The sequence below is a fragment of the Campylobacter concisus genome (genome assembly GCF_015679985.1).
Taxonomy (GTDB): Bacteria; Campylobacterota; Campylobacteria; order Campylobacterales; family Campylobacteraceae; genus Campylobacter_A; species Campylobacter_A concisus_AC.
Genome location: NZ_CP049239.1, coordinates 993,816 through 1,010,862, shown reverse-complemented (window position 1 = coordinate 1,010,862; position 17,047 = coordinate 993,816). Strand labels below are relative to the sequence as shown.

Below are 17,047 nucleotides of genomic sequence, written 5' to 3'. Positions count from 1 at the left end.
ACAAAAGATGCTTTAAAGCTTACATAACCCAAATTTAATAAAATTTTGGCGATAATAAGAGCCAAATTTTATGTGAAATGGATCAATTTTGAGCGAGAACGTGCAAGAAAACGAGAGATTTTTACCGCCAACGCAAATTCAAACTTCAACGCCTTATATATCGCTTAAAGAATTAAGCAAGCAACACAGCGTACCGGTAGAATTTATAGATTTTAAAATTTTAGATATTTTGACTTATTATAAAAATAAAGATAATGAAGAGCCAGTTTTTGTCTCTGAAGAAAATTTAAACTTTTTTGATGATAATGCATTTTATCTTGACGAGACATTGGAGATCGAGCAGGTCTATGACGTGGAATTTTTTGATGTCAGGCTAAATGCTGTGCCAAAGCTTCCAAAGATAGAAATCGGTGTAAATTCAACAGTTACAAAAGTAGTCGCAAAGGTAAAAGCCACAAAAGATTGTGAATACGAACAGCATTACGAAGATAAGCTTTTTGAATATATCGCCAAACAGCTTATGAAAGCTCAAATTTTAATAGGCATAAGGATTGGCAAACTAAAAGACGAGCTAAAACAAATCGCCTCAGTTGTGCATGTAAAGGGCGAACTTGATAAAGACTACATACTAAACATAACACAAGGTATAAATCCAAAAAAAGCTACCGATGCAAAGATACTTTACTACTACAAAGATAAACTTGATGCGATAAAAGAGGAAGATAAGGTTGATTACGCTGATAGAGGTTTTGTTTTTGGTGTAGCACAAGATGAAGTGATAATGGAAGAGAAAAAGTCTCACGAAGGGCAAAATGGCCGTGATGCGAGAGGTAAATTATTAGCGGTAGAAAAGCCAAAAGAAGATACTGGCAAAGAGATAAGCATAAGCGAAAATATAGAGAGAGTAGAAAATGACGATAGCATAATATATATCGCTAAAAAATCAGGATATGTAGTTGAGAAAAATGGCTCATTTGACATCGAAGAGCGTATAGAGATAAATGAGGCAAATTTCAAAACAACTGGCTCTATTCAAGCAGGTACTGATACAAATGTGACTTTGGTGGTTAGGGAAACTGATACTATAAAAGATGCCATTGGCACTGGCATCATCGTGGAGGCTGACGAGATCGAGGTTAAAGGAAACGTCGGTGCAAATGCGATGGTTAAAGCAAATGAAGTAATAATCGGCGGTCAAACACACCAAAAGGCTAAAATTTATGCAAAGAATGCAAAAATTTCTATCCATATCGGTAAGGTTGAAGCTGAAAATGTCGAGATAGATAGGCTAGAAGGCGGAAATGTCGTAGCAAAAAGAGTTAAGATAAATAGCGTCGTTGGTGGCTCTATAACCGCTCAAAATATCCAAATAAATACGCTTGGCTCAAACTGCACTATCACAGCTTCACACTTAATAGACGTAAGATATTTAAGAGGTACTGACAATAAATTTATAATCGATACTAGCAAAATGCCTGAGAGTGCTGAGGCTACGCAAGAGCAATTAAATAAGATCGAATATACAAAAGCAGAGCTTGCCTCACTTCTAAAAAATATTGAAACAAAGAAAAATGTTATAAATGAAAATAAAGACTCGATTTATACCATAAAAGCAAAGGTAGAAGAGCTCTCAAAGGCTAAAGTTATACCGCCAGTTACCTTTATGAAAAAGCTAAAAGAGTATCAAGGTCTAGTCAATGAATACAACACTTTGCTAAAAATTTTTAAAGATAAAAAAGAGTTGCTAGCTACTCTAAAAGATGAGCTTGAGATCATGCAAAATGGAATATTTTCTGCAAAAGTGATAAATAGAGGCAACTGGGTTGAACTAAATGAGATTAGATTTGTTATCGTTGATCCTCCACAAAATGTCACTTATATCTCAAAGCAAAATGAAACCGCTCATGCTATTACTTTGGAGAAAATTGGCGATGGCGATGAGGCTGAGTATAAGATCAAAAAGTCAAATAAATTAGAAGACTACACAGATACAAATTTTTAAGAATAAAAGGTTAAATGATGATAAAAGCGATCGAAGGTGTTGTCAGCAGAAAAGATCCTGCATTTGTGATACTTAAGACAAATAGTGGCGTAAGCTATGGAATTTTTATCTCACTTTTTTGCTCAGCTAAGCTTAGCAAGGGCGAAAAAGTCGAGCTTGCCATAATACAGATCATAAGAGAGGACGCAAATTTACTCTATGGCTTTTTGGATGCAAACGAGCAAAAGATGTTTGAAATGCTAATAAAGCTAAATGGAATAGGAGCTAGCACGGCTATGGCAGTTTGCTCAAGTCTTAGCTCGCAAGCATTTACAAATGCCATAATAAGCGGTGATGCAGATACTTTTAAAAGCGTGCCAGGCATCGGACCAAAGACTGCTAGACGCATCATAGCTGAGCTAAGTGACGCAAAATTAATAATTGATGAGAGCGTGCCAAGCTATCAAAACGAAGCGCTTTTGGCACTTGAGGCGCTTGGCTTTAAACGTGAGAAGATAGTGAAAATTTTGCCTGAGTGCAAGAGTGAAAATACGAGTGATCTTATAAAAGAAGCATTAAAGAAATTAGGATAAGGATTAAAAAGATGAATTTAGGTGTGATATTTGGAGCAAAGAGCTATGAACATGAGATAAGCATAGTTAGTGCGATAGTTTTAAAAAATGTCCTAAAACAAGAGCTAAAATTTATATTTTGTGACGCAAATAGGGACTTTTACCTGATCGAAGAGAAAGATATGAGAGCAAATTTCTTTAGCTCTGGTAAATACAAAAATTCAAAAAAGCTCATTTTGTCTAAAGGCGGATTTTTCATACACTCTCTTTTTGGCGATAAAAAAGTAGAGTGCGACGTCATTATAAATTTGATCCATGGCATGGACGGCGAAGATGGCAAAATAGCAGCGCTTTTTGACTTTTACGGCATAAAATATATAGGTCCAAGGCTTGAAGTGAGTGCGCTTAGCTACAACAAAGAGCTTACTAAATTTCTAGCGCAGAAAGCTGGCGTAAAGGCGCTTGACTATGAGATGCTAACTCGTGAGAGCCAGCCAAAATTTCACTATCCTATTATCTTAAAGCCAGCAAGACTTGGAAGTAGCATCGGCGTAAATATAGTGCATGATGCTAGCGAGCTAGCTTATGCAAAAGACGTAGCATTTGAGTTTGATAAGGATGTGCTTGTCGAGCCTTTTATAAAGGGAGTAAAAGAGTACAACCTTGCAGGCTGTAAGATAGATGGAAAGATAAAATTTTCTATCATCGAAGAGCCAAAAAAGAAAGAATTTCTTGACTACGAGCAAAAGTATCTTAGCTTTTCAAATGAAAATAAGGTAAAAGAGGCTGAAATTTCTGAAGAGCTAAAGCAAAAGCTTAAATTTAATTTTTCAAAAATTTATGATTGTGGATTTGACGGGGCGATCATTAGATGCGACTTTTTTGTGATAGATGATGAGGTCTATCTAAATGAGATAAATCCAAATCCAGGAAGCCTTGCAAACTATCTATTTGAGGATTTTGAGAGCACTTTAAATGCTCTTGCAAACTCACTTCCAAGAGAGCGTAATATAAAGATCGATTATAGCTTCATAAACTCGATCACTTCAGTAAAAGGTCGCGGGAAAATTTAGACCATTTAGTAGATTATAAAGTAGTTTGTGATATTTTACGTAAAATTTTACACAAAGAGCGACAATGGTAACTTTTACAAAAGACGAAATTTATACAGCAACTGAAGTGGTTAGAAATTTTAGTTCAGTGCTCTCTCGTGTGGGAGCTAATGAATTAAAAAGAGCGGTCATTGTTAAAAATAATAAATTTGAAGCAGTGCTTTTAAATATGGAAGAGTATGAGCGCCTTTGCGAAGCAGTGAGCGTGCTTGAGAGTATTTATACTGCAAAAAAAAGAGAGAACGATGGCGAGTAGGGCGGTAAAATACGGCTCAGACGAGTATGAGATCAGCTACGAAGTAGTAAATCCAAAATGCAAAAAAATAGTGCTTTTCTTGCACGGCTGGGGCGCTAATAAAGAGATAATGAAAAAGGCATTTGGCTCTTATTTAAGTGATTTTTGCCACGTTTATATTGATATGCCAGGCTTTGGTAAAAGCTCAATTACTGATCCTTTAAAAACAAGCGATTATGCAAAAATTGTTGAAAATTTTTGCGCTGAGCTTGGCATAAGGCCAGATATCATCGTAGGTCATAGCTTTGGTGGCAAGGTTGCAACGCTTCTAAAGCCGCCATATCTTGTGCTTTTAAGCTCAGCTGGCATAGTTGTCAAAAAGCCATTTATCGTGCGCGCAAAGATCGCTATTTTTAAAATTTTTAAGCTTTTTGGATTTGGAAAATTTTATAAACTCTTTGCCACAAAAGATGTAAGTGGTATGAGTAGAGTGATGTATGAGACCCTAAAAAACGTAGTTGATGAGGATTTTACGAAGCATTTTGCCGATTTTGGGGGCAGGGCTTTTATATTTTGGGGAGAAAATGACAAGGCAACGCCTATAATAAGCGGAGAGAGTATACATAAGCTCATAAAAAATAGTTCATTTTTTCCGCTTAATGGTGATCATTTTTTCTTTTTACTTCACGCTAAATTCATAAGTGACGAGATAGAAAAAGGGCTAAAATTTGAGCCAAATGAAGCAAAAAATGTTGTGCTAGATGACGATGAGAGCGGGATCGAGGAGATAAGATGAATATATTTTTAAGCATAAGCACAGTTTTATTTATCTTTGCGCTCGCTTTTTATGTGATTACTTGCTTTCAGTGGTTTTCATATAGGCCTGAGCGCGTACTCTTTCACTTCACAAAGCCTGCTTGGCACGCCTTTTTCTTTATTGTGCCGTTGGTGCTTTTTTACACGACTGGTAAGTGGTTTTTCATCTATTTTTACTTTGCGCTTTTGCCAGCTCTTTATCTTTGGCACAAAAAACTTGATAAAAAGCTAGTCTTTACCGCCAGGGTCAAGCACTTCTTTGTGATCCTTGCTTGCGCTATTATCCTAAACTACGCTCTAAATTTTATCATTCACAAGGTATTTTTAGCTCCGATGCCACTTTTTGTCTTGGTTGTTAGCCTATTTTTTAGTGAAATTTTAGAAAAGATAAAATTTCAAGGATTTAAAAACAAGGCGCTTAAAAAACTTGGCGCAAACAAAGATCTAAAAATCATCTTGATCACAGCAAGCTACGGCAAAACTAGTATCAAAAATTTCTTATTTGAAATTTTAAAAGATAACTTTGTCTGCTACAAAACACCTCGCAGCGTAAATACAATGGCTGGTATCATCAAAGATATCAATGAAAACTTAAGTGAGCAAACGCAAATTTATATCGTAGAAGCAGGCGCTAGGCTAAAGGGCGACATTTTAGAGATCACTAAATTTCTAAACCCACAAATCGTCATCGTAGGTGAGATAGGTGCGCAACACATTGAGTATTTTAAAACGCTTGATAATATCCGCTCTACCAAGCTTGAAGCACTTCAAAGCGCTCGTTTGCAAATGGCATTTTTACATAGCTCGACAAAAAAAGAGCCAAGCCAAAATTTAGAAATTTACGATGAGAGCCTAAAAGATATAAACGCAAATTTAGATGGAATTTTATTTATGCTTGATGGCAAGAGTTACGCTTCGCCGCTGCTTGGCAAATTTAACGCTACAAATTTAGCAGTTTGTATAAAGGTGGCAAAATACCTAAAAATGAGCGATGAAGCGGTAGATAAAGCGCTATCTAGGATGAAAAACGTCGAGCACCGCCTAAGCAAGATCGAGGCTGGTAGCAAGCTGATAATTGATGATAGCTTTAATGGAAATTTTTCAGGCATGAGCTCAAGCTACGAGCTAGTAAGCACCTATGCTGGCAGAAAAGTGCTACTAACACCAGGCATCGTCGAGAGCGATGCGGAGCAAAATGCAAATTTAGCCAAGGTGATAAATGAAATTTTTGACCTTGTTATCATCACAAGCTCACTAAACGCCGAAGTCTTACTAAAGCACATCATAAAGCCAAAGATCATCATCTTAAAGGATAAAAATAAAATGCAAGAAATTCTAGCTCAAAATACGCATGCTGGCGATCTCATACTATTTTCAAATGATGCACCGAGCTTTATATGAAAAAGATAGTTTTTTTAATCCTAGCTTTAAATTTAGCATTTAGCTTTGACATCGATGATTATGACAGAGGTATTGAGGCGCTAAATGCCGGAGATTACGCAACTGCGTATGAAATTTTCTATGATGGCTGTGAGCAAAAAGATGTGCTTTCATGCGAGGCTTTGGGCGATATGTTTGTAAATGAAGAGATAAATGAGCAAATGGATAGTGATCTAAAAAAGCACTCAAATATCGAGCTTGGTGTGAGTTATTATATGAAAAGCTGCGACCTTGGCTACCAAAATGCTTGTGATGATGTGATGAGCTTAAGGGATGATTTAAACATAAGCCTTCCAGCTGGTGTTTATGAAAATGCCAAAGCAAGGTACGATGAGATAAGACAAGAAGACGAAAAAGAAGAAGCCTTAAGCGAGCAAAATGTGACTTTGCAAAAATAAATTCTCTAGTTTTAGACTAGATTTACTTTTAGCGTATGCTCTTTTAGGCTTGCTGGAATTTTGCCATTTTCAAGCTCTATCAGTTCGCTAACTCTTAAAATATAAAAATCCTGCAAACTTCTGTTTGCAAATTTTTCAAGCTTTTTTGAAAGCGTGTCAAACATATAAAACTCAGCATCATTGCTAGCTAGTAAAAAATCAGCCCCGCTATCAAACGCATTAAAGATGGTCTTACTAGCAAATGCAAATGCAAGCTTTTCGTTTACTTTTAAAAGCTCAAATCCACAAGGAAATTTATTGTTTAGATTTATAAAATTTGCTCTAAATTTATCTAAATTTACAGGGATTTTATCGCTTACGGCTATTTTAAACTCTTTAAATTTATCCAAGCTCTTTATCTTTTCAAGCTCATTTTTTGAGGTTTCATTCTCTTTTATCTCTAAAATTTCTTTAAAAAACCTAATCGCTTCGGTATAAATTTCGCTTCCGCCAAAGATAAAATCATCAATCTTGCAAGCTATTAAAATACCATTTTCATTGTTGATAAGTCTTATGATCTCATCATTTTTTTCTTTTTTATAAAGATGATGAGCCAGTGTGATAGCAGCTGCACCTATAAAATTTGGCTCGTATTTTCTCACAAAATCAGCATAAAAATATGGCTTTAAGCTTGCATAAAATTCTTTGTCTGCTTGATCGCAAAATTTATCAAATGGCTTAAATTTCTCCCAAAAGTCATCATCGTTTATCTCAAGATCTAAAACCGCTCTTTTTTCATCAAGTGGCGAAATCACAAGCTCGTCTGCAAATTTTTCATATAAATTTACTAATGGTTCAGCAGTGTTCACTACGACATCATTTACTTTCACAAAGCCAGTTATTGGCTGAAAATAGGGATCAATTTTTTTAACATGCAAAAATAGCTCGTCAAGGTTTGCGTAATCTAAAATTTCTAAAAAATATGGTTTAAAATACGACAAAATATCCTTTTTTGCATTAAATCTAAAAATTTCTATTTTTTGCATTTGGCTCCTTTTTTGGCTTATTTTATCCTAAAATTAAAAGGAGTTTCATTATAATGGCCCGATGGATAAAGAAAATTTCACGATTGAATGCTTTGGTAACGCTTATATTGGCGATGATGCGGCTGTGCTTGGCAAGCAGGTCTTTAGCAAGGATATTTTTGCTGAAAATTCGCACTTTAAGCATGGCTGGCTAAGCCTTGAAGAGATCGGCTATAAGGCGATGATCGTAAATTTTTCAGATACGATCGTGATGAATGCTAGGCCAAAATTTGCGCTTCTTGGACTTAGCTTGCCAAAGAATTTTTCGCCGCAGCAAATCAAAGAGCTAAGTGGCGGCATAAATAGAGCTTGCGAGGAGTTTGGAGTAAGGATAATCGGTGGCGACACGATAAGTAGCAAAATTTTAAATATAAGCGTTAGTGTAATTGGCGAGCTAAATGGCAAAGCTGTGCTTAGGAAAAATGCAAAATACGGAGATCTGGTGGCTTTTACTGGCGAGCTTGGAGGTAGCAAAAAGGGGCTAAATTCGCTTCTAAGGCTAGCTCAAATTTCAAAAAACTCGCGATTTAAAAAGCCTATTTTAAGAGATAAATTTTTCTACAAAGCAGCTCATCTTGTAAACTCTGCCATGGACATCTCAGATGGGCTAAATACCGATCTTGCTAAGCTTTTAAAGGCTAGCAAAAAGGGTGCTAAATTTACAAAAAAGCTAAGTAAATTTGAGCTTAGTAGCGGCGAAGAGTATGAAATTTTATTTACTTTTAGTCCTAAAAATTTAAACGCCATCAAAAGGATCGCCGCAAAAACACGGACAAAGATTAGCATCTTTGCAAAAATTTCAAATAAAAGGTTAAAACAAAATGCAAGAAACCACCACTTTTAAGCCACTTTATGCACTCACTCATGCACCTATTGAGGCCTATTTTTCTAAAAATTCAGATGATTTTGTTGTGCGCGAGATACCACTTTATGAGTTTAGCGGTGACGGTGAGCACTTGATCGTTGAAATTTCTAAAAAAGATATGACGACACAAGAGGCCTTACATGTCTTAAGCGAGGTTACAGGGGCTAAGATGCGCGATTTTGGCTATGCTGGGCTAAAGGACAAGCAGGGCATGACGACGCAGTTTATCTCTATGCCACGCAAATTTGAGAGCAATCTAGCAAACTTTAGCCACGAAAAGATAAAAATTTTAAGCCTAAATGTGCATAAAAATAAGCTTCGCATCGGACATCTAAAGGGAAATAGCTTTTTTATCCGTCTAAAAAAGGTACTACCAAGTAATGCCAAAAAGCTAGAGCAAGCATTTATTAGTATCGATAAAATGGGCTATGCAAACTACTTTGGCTATCAACGTTTTGGTAAATTTGGCGACAATGCCGAAACTGGCCTGGAGCTACTTAAAAACGGGACAATAAACGGCAAAAAGAGCAAAAATGTAAAGCTAAACGACTTTTTGATCTCGGCATATCAGAGCGATCTTTTTAACCGCTGGCTTAGCAAACGCGTGGAGATTTCGAAATTTGCGCAGGATTTTAGCCTAGGCGAGCTAGCTCAAATTTACCCGTATCTTGATAACGCGATTTTGAAAAATTTAAAATCACAAAAGAGATTTTTTAAGCTGATGGAGGGCGAAGTTTTGGGCCACTATCCGCACGGCAAGTGCTTTTTGTGCGAGGATTTGGACGCGGAGGGCGCGCGCTTTGACGCTAGAGATATCACTAGCTGCGGGCTGATCGTGGGCGCAAAGGCGTATGAGGCGCAGGGCGCGGTGAGAATGGTAGAGGATCAAGTTTTCGCGCAGGCAAATGAATATAAAGCTAAAATGACGGGATCTAGGCGCTTTGCGTGGTGTTATTTGGAGGATGCAAGCTATAAATACAACGAGGAAAAAGCACACTTTACGATAAATTTCACACTGCAAAAAGGCAGCTACGCGACTGTTGTGCTAGAAGAAATCTTGCATAAAAACATCTTTGAGTAGGGCAGCGGCTCGTCTTACGAGTACTTTTAAATGATTTTTGCGTCTATGCCGGTAACTGCAAGTAGAGTATAAATTTCGCTCCGTGATAGGCTGTATACCTTATCTTGGGACGAATTTTACTTCTTTTGTTTAGCTACGAGCATAGTGGCACATAAAACATTTAAAACCATCTCGCAAAACTTCGCCTTAACTTTCAAGTTTAAATTTCACAAATCAAAATTCACCTCGCCTGACGCTCTTTAAAAGCTGTGAGCCAAGCGGTACAAAAATACTTTACTTTATTGTTTTAAATTTAAATTTGTGGCTAAATTTATCAAAATTTTACACCAAGATCCTTATCCTAAAATCGCTAAATTTTACCCGTAAAGCAAGATACGCTGGCGACGCGAAACACAAGTGTTTCTAGGCTCATTTAGATATAATGCGTTTGCAAATTTATATTTTAAAGGGATTAAAAATGGCGAATATTTTTCTTTGCTCATATTTTGCTGAGGTTGCGAGCAAGATTAATGAAGTGGTAAAATTTCAAGGCAAAGATATTGTTTTTATCGATACGGCAGCAAAATTTGAAGAGGTAAATTTTTATGTAGATGAAGCGGTAGAAATTTTAGAAAATTTTGGCGCAAAGCTAAGACGCCTTGATGTCTCTTGCTTCCAGAGTTCTGCCGTGCCGGTGTCTAGTCAAGACAAGCCATTTTGCTACGATAAAATTTTAGCCACTATTAATGAGTGTGACATTATTTATATAAGCGGTGGAAATACGTTTTATCTGCTTAATGAGCTGAGAAAATCGCGCGCTGCCCAAGCTATAAAAAATGCGGTCAAAGCAGGTAAAATTTATATCGGTGAGTCGGCGGGAGCGATCGTGGCCGCACCAGATACTAGATATGCTACGCTAATGGATGAAAATAGCCAAAATATGAGCGATTTTACGGGGTTAAATTTGGTTGATGTTTACGTCGTACCGCACTTTGGCTGCGAGCCTTTTGCAGAGGCCACGCACGAGATAATGGAGAAATTTGGGAACTTGTATGATTTACGACCTATAAATAACGCTGAATTTATCGCGCTTTGAGATAAAATTTTATACGTTCTTTGATAAAAACATACGCTAAATATTTACTCAAAGCACTCTATTTGCTTGCAAATCTACCTTTTAAATAAAAAATAACATAAAGTTTAAAGTTTTAAAAACTAGAAATTTAAGCCAAAGCCGCTATAATTTCGCTCTGGCACGGTAAGCGATCGCTTTTGTTTTTACAAAAGAGGAAAGTCCGAGCTGCGATAAGACAAGGTTCCATCTAACGGATGGCTAGGGAAACCTAAGGGATAGTGTAACAGAAAGTAGACTTCCGCTTCGGCGGTAAAGGTGAAACGGCGGAGTAAGAGCCCACCGGCACGCTTGGTAACTTGCGTGGCCATATAAACCCAACCTGCAGCAAGAAGGGATGGTTTTGGTCTTATATTAAAACCCTTCGCTAGAGCTTGTTTGTAAAAGCAAGTGTAGATAAATGATCGCTCAAGACAGAACTCGGCTTAACGCCGTGCCTTTAAATTTATAAAAATTGATTAGTTTGTTACGTATTTTTGAGCTTTTTGTAGCTTTATAAGCTCATTTTGGATGTGCGAAGACTTGTTTTTTAAAAGCTCTATTGCGCCGCCAATTAGTGCTTGTGCTTCTTGTGCCAAAGCTAGGCTTGTAAACATATCTTCACTAAAATTTTCTGACAAAGCAGCTATCTTGCCTGTATCTTCGTTTATCAATGCCAATTTAAATTCATTGATCCAGCTATTCACCTGAAGTTACCTCTCTCCATGCTTCAGATAGTTGCTTTACGACATTGGTTACTTCGTTTAAAGCAGCGACATCGTTTTGTATATTTGCCATAGCAAGAAGCTGCATTTGTCTTGTATAAAGGCCGCTAAGATAGTGAGCTACGTCGCCTTGAGAATAATCAAGCGAATTTAAAAGCTCAACAAAAATAGCGTTTGTTCTATTTATATAATAAACTTTTTTCTCTATATCTCCAGTTTCTATCGCCTTTTTTGTACGAAATATAAATTTTAAAATCCCGTCATAAAGCATTTCTATTAATTTAGTTGGGGACTCAATGCCCCCAAAACTAGACTGTGCGTATGCACTATATGCACTTTGATTCATCTTTCTCTCTTATTTTCTGCTATTTATCTCTGCATCGATCATTGATTTTAGTGTTGAGAACTGATTTTCTAAACTTGCTATGATAGCGTTATACTTGATAAAACGCTCTTGCATTGTTGTGTATTTCTCATCTAAAAGCTTTTGTGTGCTCTCTTTGTTTTTTGTGATCGACTCATTTTCATCTTTTAATTGATTTTGCATAGCAACCATCGTACCACTTTTGCCAACGACACCATCAAGCATTTTAGCTAGCTTTGTAAATAGCCCATCTGTCTTTTTGGTTACTGGATTTATGGTAGCTTCATTCATACCTAGAGCTGTTAAGGCTGAATTTTTACCTTTTACCTCGATATTTTCGCCATCGCTTCTTTTTAAGACGATTCTTTTGCCACTTTTATCAAGACTAGCTGTAACTCCAGTTATGCCAGCGTCATTTATAGCTTGTTGAAGTTTTAGTGCGTTCTCTTCGGCTGTGGCTGTGGCAGTAGTTGAGAATGTAACTGACTTGCCGTTTATCGTAAGATCGCCGGCTTTTATGTCTAGTGCTCCAGCGCTAACAGTCGATGCCCCCATATAACTTATTGGCTCGATCTTGCTTGATCCCATGAAAAATTTCTGAATCTCTTCAGGATCTTTGCTAAGAGCTGCATTTAGCTTATTTAGATCAAGCTGAAGCTGTCCGTCTTTATCAGGCACTATGCCATATTTGCTTAATGCTTTGCCTTCGCTATCTTGTCCATTTACAAGACGACCAATGTTTGATCTTAAGCTTGAAATTTCGCTAACACCTTGGAAAGTGCCAGCTCCTTTTTCCTCGTCATATTTTGTAGCTATGCCAAGGTTCATGGTCATTAGGTTGTAGTCTTTGATAAATTCTTCAACCGCTTTTATTACCTCTTTTGTATCCTGAGAGACGCTTACGTTTGTTTTACCAGTTTCATTTAATGTAATAGAAATTCCCGGCCTTAAGTCGTTGAAGGTATTTTTGCTTCTTTTTACATTTACTCCATTATATGTAAATTCTGCATCTTGTGCTTTTAGAATTCTATTTTTTTCAAAATTTGATGTCATCTTTGGTGTGCCATCAGGATTTGTTAGTAGAGTGCCATTTGCATCTTTGTCCTGAAACTGCGTACTATCCCAGCCAAGCTTATCTAAAACACCAGCTGTATCATTTGAGAATTTAATAGTCTGTGTTGCGCCAGTGTTGCCTGATTGAAGCATGATTTGATTTGGCTTATCTCCGCCAACATTTAAAATTCTAGCTTGCAATTTACCACGACTAATATCATTTATCTTGTCTACAATATCCTGATACGTGGTTGATCTAGTTACGCTAATAGAAAATTTTTGTCCATCGATCTCAACATCAAAAGAGCCGTTGCTTGTCGCACCTACTAAGTTTGAAGCGTTTTTGAAATTTGAGCTTTGAAATGTATCTTTTTGAGCAAGTTTTTGCACATCTATACTAAAATTTTGAACGCTAACGCCATTTGCTGCTGAGGCTGTTACGCTTTTGCCAGCATTGTTTGTAGTTCTTTTTAGATAAAGTGCCTCTCCGCCAAGTGTTTTGCCACTTACGTTTACGTTGCTAACTAGAGTTTTTAGCGCTGCAAGGTCTTTTTGCTTTAGGTCATTTCTTTCTAGCCTTTTTGTTAAAGGCTTGATCTGTCCTGCTTCATCTGCTTCTTTTAATTTCTTGATAAGATCATCATTTAGTCCGCTATTTTTTGTGCCGATGCCTAAATTTGTTACGTTACCTACTGCCATTTTTAACTCTCCTTGTCAAAAAGTATTCCGATACTTTCTTTGAAATACTCGCTTATTCTTATAGCTTCTTTGCTTGGAAGTTGTGTTATCTCTTCTCCAGTTTTAGCATCTTTTACTTGCACGACCATTAAATTTAGCTTCTCATTGTAAGCAAATCTTACATTAGTATCAAGCTGCTGCATTTGATAGTTTAGTCTGTCAGTGACCTCTCTTGTTCTTTTGGCAAGCTCTTCGTTGCTAAGTCCGTCTAGCTCGTTAATGTCTTTTGTTTCATTGTTTTTATTAGCACTTAATTTAACATCAGAATGCTCGATAGGTCTGCTGTCTATTTGACGCTGAGCAGATGTGCTCATGCTCGTATCTAGCACCTGATTTGCTGCTACCTTAAAGATTTCCATAGTTTTACTCCTTAAAACTTACGTTAGCTTCTACATCGGTAAAATTTTAAAATCCTTTAGTGTTTATATAAATTTTTGATTATTTAGGCTAAAATCGAGCAAAAATTTATAGGAAGAGATATGAAAATTTCATTTGAGTGCGAGTGTATTTTACTTCAAAAGACACTGCTGCTTTTTTGTGGAAATTTGGCTGCTCATCATAAGGATTGTGATTTTGTAGTGAGTGACCGCGAGATTGCGACAAAAAAACCGCTATTTATAATAGGTAAAAATGCTCATCTTTCTCATCCTTTTACCAAGACAACACTTCTTGATACGCTTGAAGAATTTTACTCAGCTATGCAAATTTCAAAAGCAAATGAGCTAAATGAAGCTAAAAATGAAAAGGGCTTAGAGGAGAAAATTTCACTTTTGATAGATAAATTTAAAGCCGATCTTCTTGAAATTCTAAGGGTAAATCAGTGAAGCTTTACACTAAAATCTCAAGTGGTAAATTTAAAGGTAAAAGGCTTGAGCTGCCAAGCCTAAGCACGACTAGAAGTACAAAAAGCATCGTGAAAGAGTCCTTCTTTAACGTCATTAGAGATGAAATTTACTCGCTTACATTTATAGAGGGCTTTGGTGGAAGTGGCGTGATGGCAAGCGAGGCCGTTAGCAACGGAGCACGTGAGGCTATCGCTATTGAAAAAGATAGAGCCGCTTTTAAGATCACACAAAACAATCTTGCTAGCCTAGAGTGCTCAAATTTAAAAGCAATAAATGGCGATACCTTTTCTGTTTTACCCGATATTGTAAATTCTCAAAGTGGCAAGGTCTTGCTCTATCTTGATCCCCCATTTGACATAAGAGCTGGCTTTGATGGCATCTACGAAAAGCTTGTAAATTTAATCTCACAGCTAAAAAAAGAGAAAATTTATATGATAGTTTTTGAACACAACAGCGACTTTAAATTTTGCGATGAAATTTCTACATATAAACTTGTAAAATTTAAAAAATTTGGAGCTACTTCGCTCTCTTACTTCCAATAATTTATAAAAATTTGGAACATCTTTTGCTTTAAAAACCTAAAAATAGCTAATTTTTAGGAAAAAATATGAAAAAATTTTTATCTTTTGTAGCAGCTTCTGTGATAGCTACTTCAGCTTTTGCTACGCAGATAAAAGAGCTTGCAAGCATAGTTGGCGTAAGAGATAACCAGCTAATAGGCTACGGCCTAGTTGTCGGACTAAACGGCACAGGTGATGGCTCAACGTCAAAATTTACGATACAGTCTCTATCAAACATGCTTCAAGGTGTAAACGTAAAGATAAACCCAGATGATATCAAGTCAAAAAATGCAGCTGCTGTTATGGTAACAGCTAAGCTTCCTGCATTTGCTAGGCATGGCGACAAGCTTGACGTCGTGATCTCATCTATTGGCGATGCAAAAAGTTTGCAAGGTGGTACTCTTCTCATGACGCCACTAAAAGGCGTTGATGGTGATATTTACGCTTTGGCTCAGGGTGCTTTAAGCATCGGCGGAAAAAGCATGGGTAGATCAGGTGGCAACCACCCAACCGTTGGCTCTATCCTAAATGGAGCTTTGGTTGAACGAGAAGTGACTTATGACATTTATAATCAAGATAGCATAAGACTAAGCCTAAAAGATACAAATTTTAAAACTGCTCTTGATATCCAAAACGCTATAAATGCAAATATCTCTGATGATGCTGCAAAGGCGATCGATCCAAGAACAGTTATCGTTAAAAAACCAGATGATGTTAGCATTATCGAGCTTGCAAGCTCTGTGCTTGATCTTGATGTGGAGTATAAGCCAGATGAAAAGATAGTGGTTGATGAAAGAACTGGCACGATAGTAAGTGGCATAAATGCTGTGGTTAGCCCAGTTGTTTTAACGCATGGTGCAATCACAATAAAAATAGAGCCAAATAGCTACGATGAGGCAGCGCAAAACGATGTAAATATAGGAAGCGATACGTCGGTCGCACCTAGTCAAAATTTACTTAAAATTTCAGGCGAAAAAACAACCGTTGCAAATGTAACAAGAGCTTTAAATAAGCTTGGGGCAACACCAAGTGATATCATATCAATACTTGAAAATTTAAAGCGAGTTGGTGCGATACAAGTTGATTTGGAGATAATATAATGCAAATTGACAACACATTAGCACTAAATTCATACAATGAAATTTCGGCAAATAAGATAAAAAATGCAAATGCAAAACAAGATGCACTTTTAAAAGAGCAAACTGATGCATTTGAGGCATATATGGTAAAGGCTGTGCTTGATATTGCTTTAAAAGAAGATGAGCATAACTCGCTATATCCAAAGGCTGCTGGTAGCGATATTTATAGGTCGATGTATAACGATGCGATGAGTAAAGCGTTGAGCGGAAATCTTGGTTTTTCAGAACTTTTGTACGATTTTTTAAAGAGAGACTCTTAAGTAAATTTATATTCTGCCGATGTAGTGATATAAACATTTTATTTTAAGAGGTATGAATATGATAAGGCCTTTGAACCAAAGACCAAATTTTCAGGCAAATGCGCTAAATAAAAATAGCGATGCCAAGGTCGAAACTCAGAGTAAAGAAGTAAGAACAAACGAAAACACAAAGCTAAAAGAGATAGCTGATGCCATAGCAAATGGCACTTATCAGGTTGATATCTCAAAAACGGCTAGGGCTGTGGCTGATGCGTTGCTGTAATTAAGGAATTTAAATGATAAAAAAGCTTTTGGACGAGGCTATAGGCGAGCTTGATGAGCTTATAAATTTAACTATACAAGATATCGCAAATATAAAAGAGGCTAAGCACTCAAGCGTTGATGAGAGTGTAAAGAAAAAAAATGCCTTAGTTCGTGCATTTGAAGATACAAAAAGAGCACTAGATAAAGAGCTTTTAAAGGTATCAAAAGAGAGCGGTACGACTACACTTGCTAGTGTTTTAGACGATGAAGTGAAGTCAAAGCTTGTACTTATGCGTTCAAAGCTTGAAAATTTACATAAAGTTAATAAAGAATATGCAAGACATGTTGTTGCTGTTAAAGAATTTTTTGACTCACTTAATGAAAAAATTTTTGGAACTAAAACAAGTGAATACGGCCAAGATGGAAATAGCATAGATAATAATTTTTATAAATCAAGGGTTTAAAA

General features: G+C 36.7%; 21 protein-coding genes and 1 other RNA gene. 17 read left to right on the top strand and 5 right to left on the bottom strand.

Annotated features, from left to right (window positions below; all coding sequences use genetic code 11):
* Positions 1 to 88: 88 nt before the first annotated feature.
* From G5B98_RS05125 to G5B98_RS05095, 7 genes are all read left to right on the top strand, one after another.
* Complete coding sequence (locus tag G5B98_RS05125; RefSeq protein ID WP_196086236.1) at positions 89 to 2,002, top strand: flagellar assembly protein A; 1,914 nt, start codon at positions 89 to 91, stop codon at positions 2,000 to 2,002.
* Between the two features lie 17 nt (positions 2,003 to 2,019).
* Entirely contained in the window at positions 2,020 to 2,574 is a 555-nt protein-coding gene (gene ruvA, locus G5B98_RS05120) for a Holliday junction branch migration protein RuvA (protein ID WP_196086235.1), read from the top strand.
* A gap of 11 nt (positions 2,575 to 2,585) precedes the next feature.
* Positions 2,586 to 3,626: a D-alanine--D-alanine ligase gene (locus tag G5B98_RS05115; RefSeq protein ID WP_196086234.1), complete on the top strand. Its 1,041-nt coding sequence runs from the start codon at positions 2,586 to 2,588 to the stop codon at positions 3,624 to 3,626.
* 64 nt (positions 3,627 to 3,690) lie between these two features.
* On the top strand, positions 3,691 to 3,921 hold the full coding sequence (locus G5B98_RS05110) for a type II toxin-antitoxin system Phd/YefM family antitoxin (protein WP_021091404.1): 231 nt from the start codon (positions 3,691 to 3,693) through the stop codon (positions 3,919 to 3,921).
* Complete coding sequence (locus G5B98_RS05105; protein ID WP_196086233.1) at positions 3,911 to 4,696, top strand: alpha/beta fold hydrolase; 786 nt, start codon at positions 3,911 to 3,913, stop codon at positions 4,694 to 4,696. Before G5B98_RS05110 ends, G5B98_RS05105 begins: the two co-directional genes overlap by 11 nt.
* Complete coding sequence (locus G5B98_RS05100; RefSeq protein ID WP_196086232.1) at positions 4,693 to 6,117, top strand: Mur ligase family protein; 1,425 nt, start codon at positions 4,693 to 4,695, stop codon at positions 6,115 to 6,117. The genes G5B98_RS05105 and G5B98_RS05100 overlap by 4 nt, the downstream gene beginning before the upstream one ends.
* On the top strand, positions 6,114 to 6,554 hold the full coding sequence (locus tag G5B98_RS05095) for a hypothetical protein (protein WP_087577125.1): 441 nt from the start codon (positions 6,114 to 6,116) through the stop codon (positions 6,552 to 6,554). The genes G5B98_RS05100 and G5B98_RS05095 overlap by 4 nt, the downstream gene beginning before the upstream one ends.
* An 11-nt stretch (positions 6,555 to 6,565) precedes the next feature.
* Here G5B98_RS05095 and G5B98_RS05090 read toward each other — a convergent pair whose 3' ends face one another.
* Entirely contained in the window at positions 6,566 to 7,579 is a 1,014-nt protein-coding gene (locus G5B98_RS05090; protein WP_196086231.1) for a hypothetical protein, read from the bottom strand.
* 61 nt (positions 7,580 to 7,640) lie between these two features.
* Between G5B98_RS05090 and G5B98_RS05085 the strand changes: the two genes are divergently transcribed.
* The 4 genes from G5B98_RS05085 (at position 7,641) to rnpB (ending at position 11,119) form a co-directional block, all read left to right on the top strand.
* Positions 7,641 to 8,462 carry a thiamine-phosphate kinase gene (locus G5B98_RS05085; protein WP_103640510.1) on the top strand — a complete coding sequence of 274 codons (822 nt, stop codon included), beginning with the start codon at positions 7,641 to 7,643 and terminating at the stop codon, positions 8,460 to 8,462.
* Positions 8,440 to 9,564, top strand: coding sequence for a tRNA pseudouridine(13) synthase TruD (gene truD / locus G5B98_RS05080; RefSeq protein WP_196086230.1), 1,125 nt, complete (start codon positions 8,440 to 8,442; stop codon positions 9,562 to 9,564). The genes G5B98_RS05085 and truD overlap by 23 nt, the downstream gene beginning before the upstream one ends.
* A gap of 457 nt (positions 9,565 to 10,021) precedes the next feature.
* Positions 10,022 to 10,639: a Type 1 glutamine amidotransferase-like domain-containing protein gene (locus tag G5B98_RS05075; RefSeq protein WP_196086229.1), complete on the top strand. Its 618-nt coding sequence runs from the start codon at positions 10,022 to 10,024 to the stop codon at positions 10,637 to 10,639.
* Between the two features lie 154 nt (positions 10,640 to 10,793).
* Positions 10,794 to 11,119: RNase P RNA component class A (gene rnpB / locus G5B98_RS05070), an RNA gene on the top strand.
* Positions 11,120 to 11,133: 14 nt separating this feature from the next.
* Here the strand turns inward: rnpB and G5B98_RS05065 are convergent.
* The 4 genes from G5B98_RS05065 to G5B98_RS05050 are packed head-to-tail and all read right to left on the bottom strand — an operon-like array spanning position 11,134 to position 13,893.
* On the bottom strand, positions 11,134 to 11,361 hold the full coding sequence (locus G5B98_RS05065; RefSeq protein WP_107687264.1) for a hypothetical protein: 228 nt from the start codon (positions 11,359 to 11,361) through the stop codon (positions 11,134 to 11,136).
* Entirely contained in the window at positions 11,354 to 11,725 is a 372-nt protein-coding gene (fliS, locus tag G5B98_RS05060) for a flagellar export chaperone FliS (RefSeq protein ID WP_196086228.1), read from the bottom strand. Before fliS ends, G5B98_RS05065 begins: the two co-directional genes overlap by 8 nt.
* 9 nt (positions 11,726 to 11,734) lie before the next feature.
* Positions 11,735 to 13,495 carry a flagellar filament capping protein FliD gene (gene fliD / locus G5B98_RS05055; RefSeq protein WP_196086227.1) on the bottom strand — a complete coding sequence of 587 codons (1,761 nt, stop codon included), beginning with the start codon at positions 13,493 to 13,495 and terminating at the stop codon, positions 11,735 to 11,737.
* Positions 13,496 to 13,497: 2 nt separating this feature from the next.
* The gene (locus tag G5B98_RS05050) at positions 13,498 to 13,893 is read right to left on the bottom strand and encodes a FlaG family protein (RefSeq protein ID WP_196086226.1); all 396 of its coding nucleotides are present in this window, start codon (positions 13,891 to 13,893) and stop codon (positions 13,498 to 13,500) included.
* Positions 13,894 to 14,013: 120 nt separating this feature from the next.
* Between G5B98_RS05050 and G5B98_RS05045 the strand changes: the two genes are divergently transcribed.
* The 6 genes from G5B98_RS05045 (at position 14,014) to flgN (ending at position 17,045) form a co-directional block, all read left to right on the top strand.
* Positions 14,014 to 14,358, top strand: a complete 345-nt coding sequence (locus tag G5B98_RS05045) for a hypothetical protein (protein ID WP_054196708.1) — start codon at positions 14,014 to 14,016, stop codon at positions 14,356 to 14,358.
* Positions 14,355 to 14,921 (top strand): 16S rRNA (guanine(966)-N(2))-methyltransferase RsmD, encoded by a 567-nt coding sequence (rsmD, locus tag G5B98_RS05040; RefSeq protein WP_054196707.1) that lies wholly within the window; start codon positions 14,355 to 14,357, stop codon positions 14,919 to 14,921. The genes G5B98_RS05045 and rsmD overlap by 4 nt, the downstream gene beginning before the upstream one ends.
* Positions 14,922 to 14,986: 65 nt before the next feature.
* Positions 14,987 to 16,039: a flagellar basal body P-ring protein FlgI gene (locus G5B98_RS05035; RefSeq protein WP_103600857.1), complete on the top strand. Its 1,053-nt coding sequence runs from the start codon at positions 14,987 to 14,989 to the stop codon at positions 16,037 to 16,039.
* On the top strand, positions 16,039 to 16,338 hold the full coding sequence (locus G5B98_RS05030; protein WP_021091392.1) for a rod-binding protein: 300 nt from the start codon (positions 16,039 to 16,041) through the stop codon (positions 16,336 to 16,338). Before G5B98_RS05035 ends, G5B98_RS05030 begins: the two co-directional genes overlap by 1 nt.
* Positions 16,339 to 16,396: 58 nt before the next feature.
* A complete protein-coding gene (locus G5B98_RS05025) occupies positions 16,397 to 16,600 on the top strand; it encodes a flagellar biosynthesis anti-sigma factor FlgM (RefSeq protein ID WP_188116655.1) in 204 nt (67 codons plus the stop codon).
* A 13-nt stretch (positions 16,601 to 16,613) separates the two neighbouring features.
* Positions 16,614 to 17,045 (top strand): flagellar export chaperone FlgN, encoded by a 432-nt coding sequence (gene flgN / locus G5B98_RS05020; protein WP_072594306.1) that lies wholly within the window; start codon positions 16,614 to 16,616, stop codon positions 17,043 to 17,045.
* The last annotated feature ends 2 nt before the right edge of the window (positions 17,046 to 17,047 follow it).

Bases quoted from the DNA above. Each gene is read 5' to 3' on its own strand.
- ruvA (WP_196086235.1), top strand. From the start codon at position 2,020: ATGATAAAAGCGATCGAAGGTGTTGTCAGCAGAAAAGATCCTGCATTT.
- G5B98_RS05115 (WP_196086234.1), top strand. From the start codon at position 2,586: ATGAATTTAGGTGTGATATTTGGAGCAAAGAGCTATGAACATGAGATA.
- G5B98_RS05110 (WP_021091404.1), top strand. From the start codon at position 3,691: ATGGTAACTTTTACAAAAGACGAAATTTATACAGCAACTGAAGTGGTT.
- G5B98_RS05105 (WP_196086233.1), top strand. From the start codon at position 3,911: ATGGCGAGTAGGGCGGTAAAATACGGCTCAGACGAGTATGAGATCAGC.
- G5B98_RS05100 (WP_196086232.1), top strand. From the start codon at position 4,693: ATGAATATATTTTTAAGCATAAGCACAGTTTTATTTATCTTTGCGCTC.
- G5B98_RS05095 (WP_087577125.1), top strand. From the start codon at position 6,114: ATGAAAAAGATAGTTTTTTTAATCCTAGCTTTAAATTTAGCATTTAGC.
- G5B98_RS05090 (WP_196086231.1), bottom strand. From the start codon at position 7,579: ATGCAAAAAATAGAAATTTTTAGATTTAATGCAAAAAAGGATATTTTG.
- G5B98_RS05085 (WP_103640510.1), top strand. From the start codon at position 7,641: ATGGATAAAGAAAATTTCACGATTGAATGCTTTGGTAACGCTTATATT.
- truD (WP_196086230.1), top strand. From the start codon at position 8,440: ATGCAAGAAACCACCACTTTTAAGCCACTTTATGCACTCACTCATGCA.
- G5B98_RS05075 (WP_196086229.1), top strand. From the start codon at position 10,022: ATGGCGAATATTTTTCTTTGCTCATATTTTGCTGAGGTTGCGAGCAAG.
- fliS (WP_196086228.1), bottom strand. From the start codon at position 11,725: ATGAATCAAAGTGCATATAGTGCATACGCACAGTCTAGTTTTGGGGGC.
- fliD (WP_196086227.1), bottom strand. From the start codon at position 13,495: ATGGCAGTAGGTAACGTAACAAATTTAGGCATCGGCACAAAAAATAGC.
- G5B98_RS05050 (WP_196086226.1), bottom strand. From the start codon at position 13,893: ATGGAAATCTTTAAGGTAGCAGCAAATCAGGTGCTAGATACGAGCATG.
- G5B98_RS05045 (WP_054196708.1), top strand. From the start codon at position 14,014: ATGAAAATTTCATTTGAGTGCGAGTGTATTTTACTTCAAAAGACACTG.
- G5B98_RS05035 (WP_103600857.1), top strand. From the start codon at position 14,987: ATGAAAAAATTTTTATCTTTTGTAGCAGCTTCTGTGATAGCTACTTCA.
- G5B98_RS05030 (WP_021091392.1), top strand. From the start codon at position 16,039: ATGCAAATTGACAACACATTAGCACTAAATTCATACAATGAAATTTCG.
- G5B98_RS05025 (WP_188116655.1), top strand. From the start codon at position 16,397: ATGATAAGGCCTTTGAACCAAAGACCAAATTTTCAGGCAAATGCGCTA.
- flgN (WP_072594306.1), top strand. From the start codon at position 16,614: ATGATAAAAAAGCTTTTGGACGAGGCTATAGGCGAGCTTGATGAGCTT.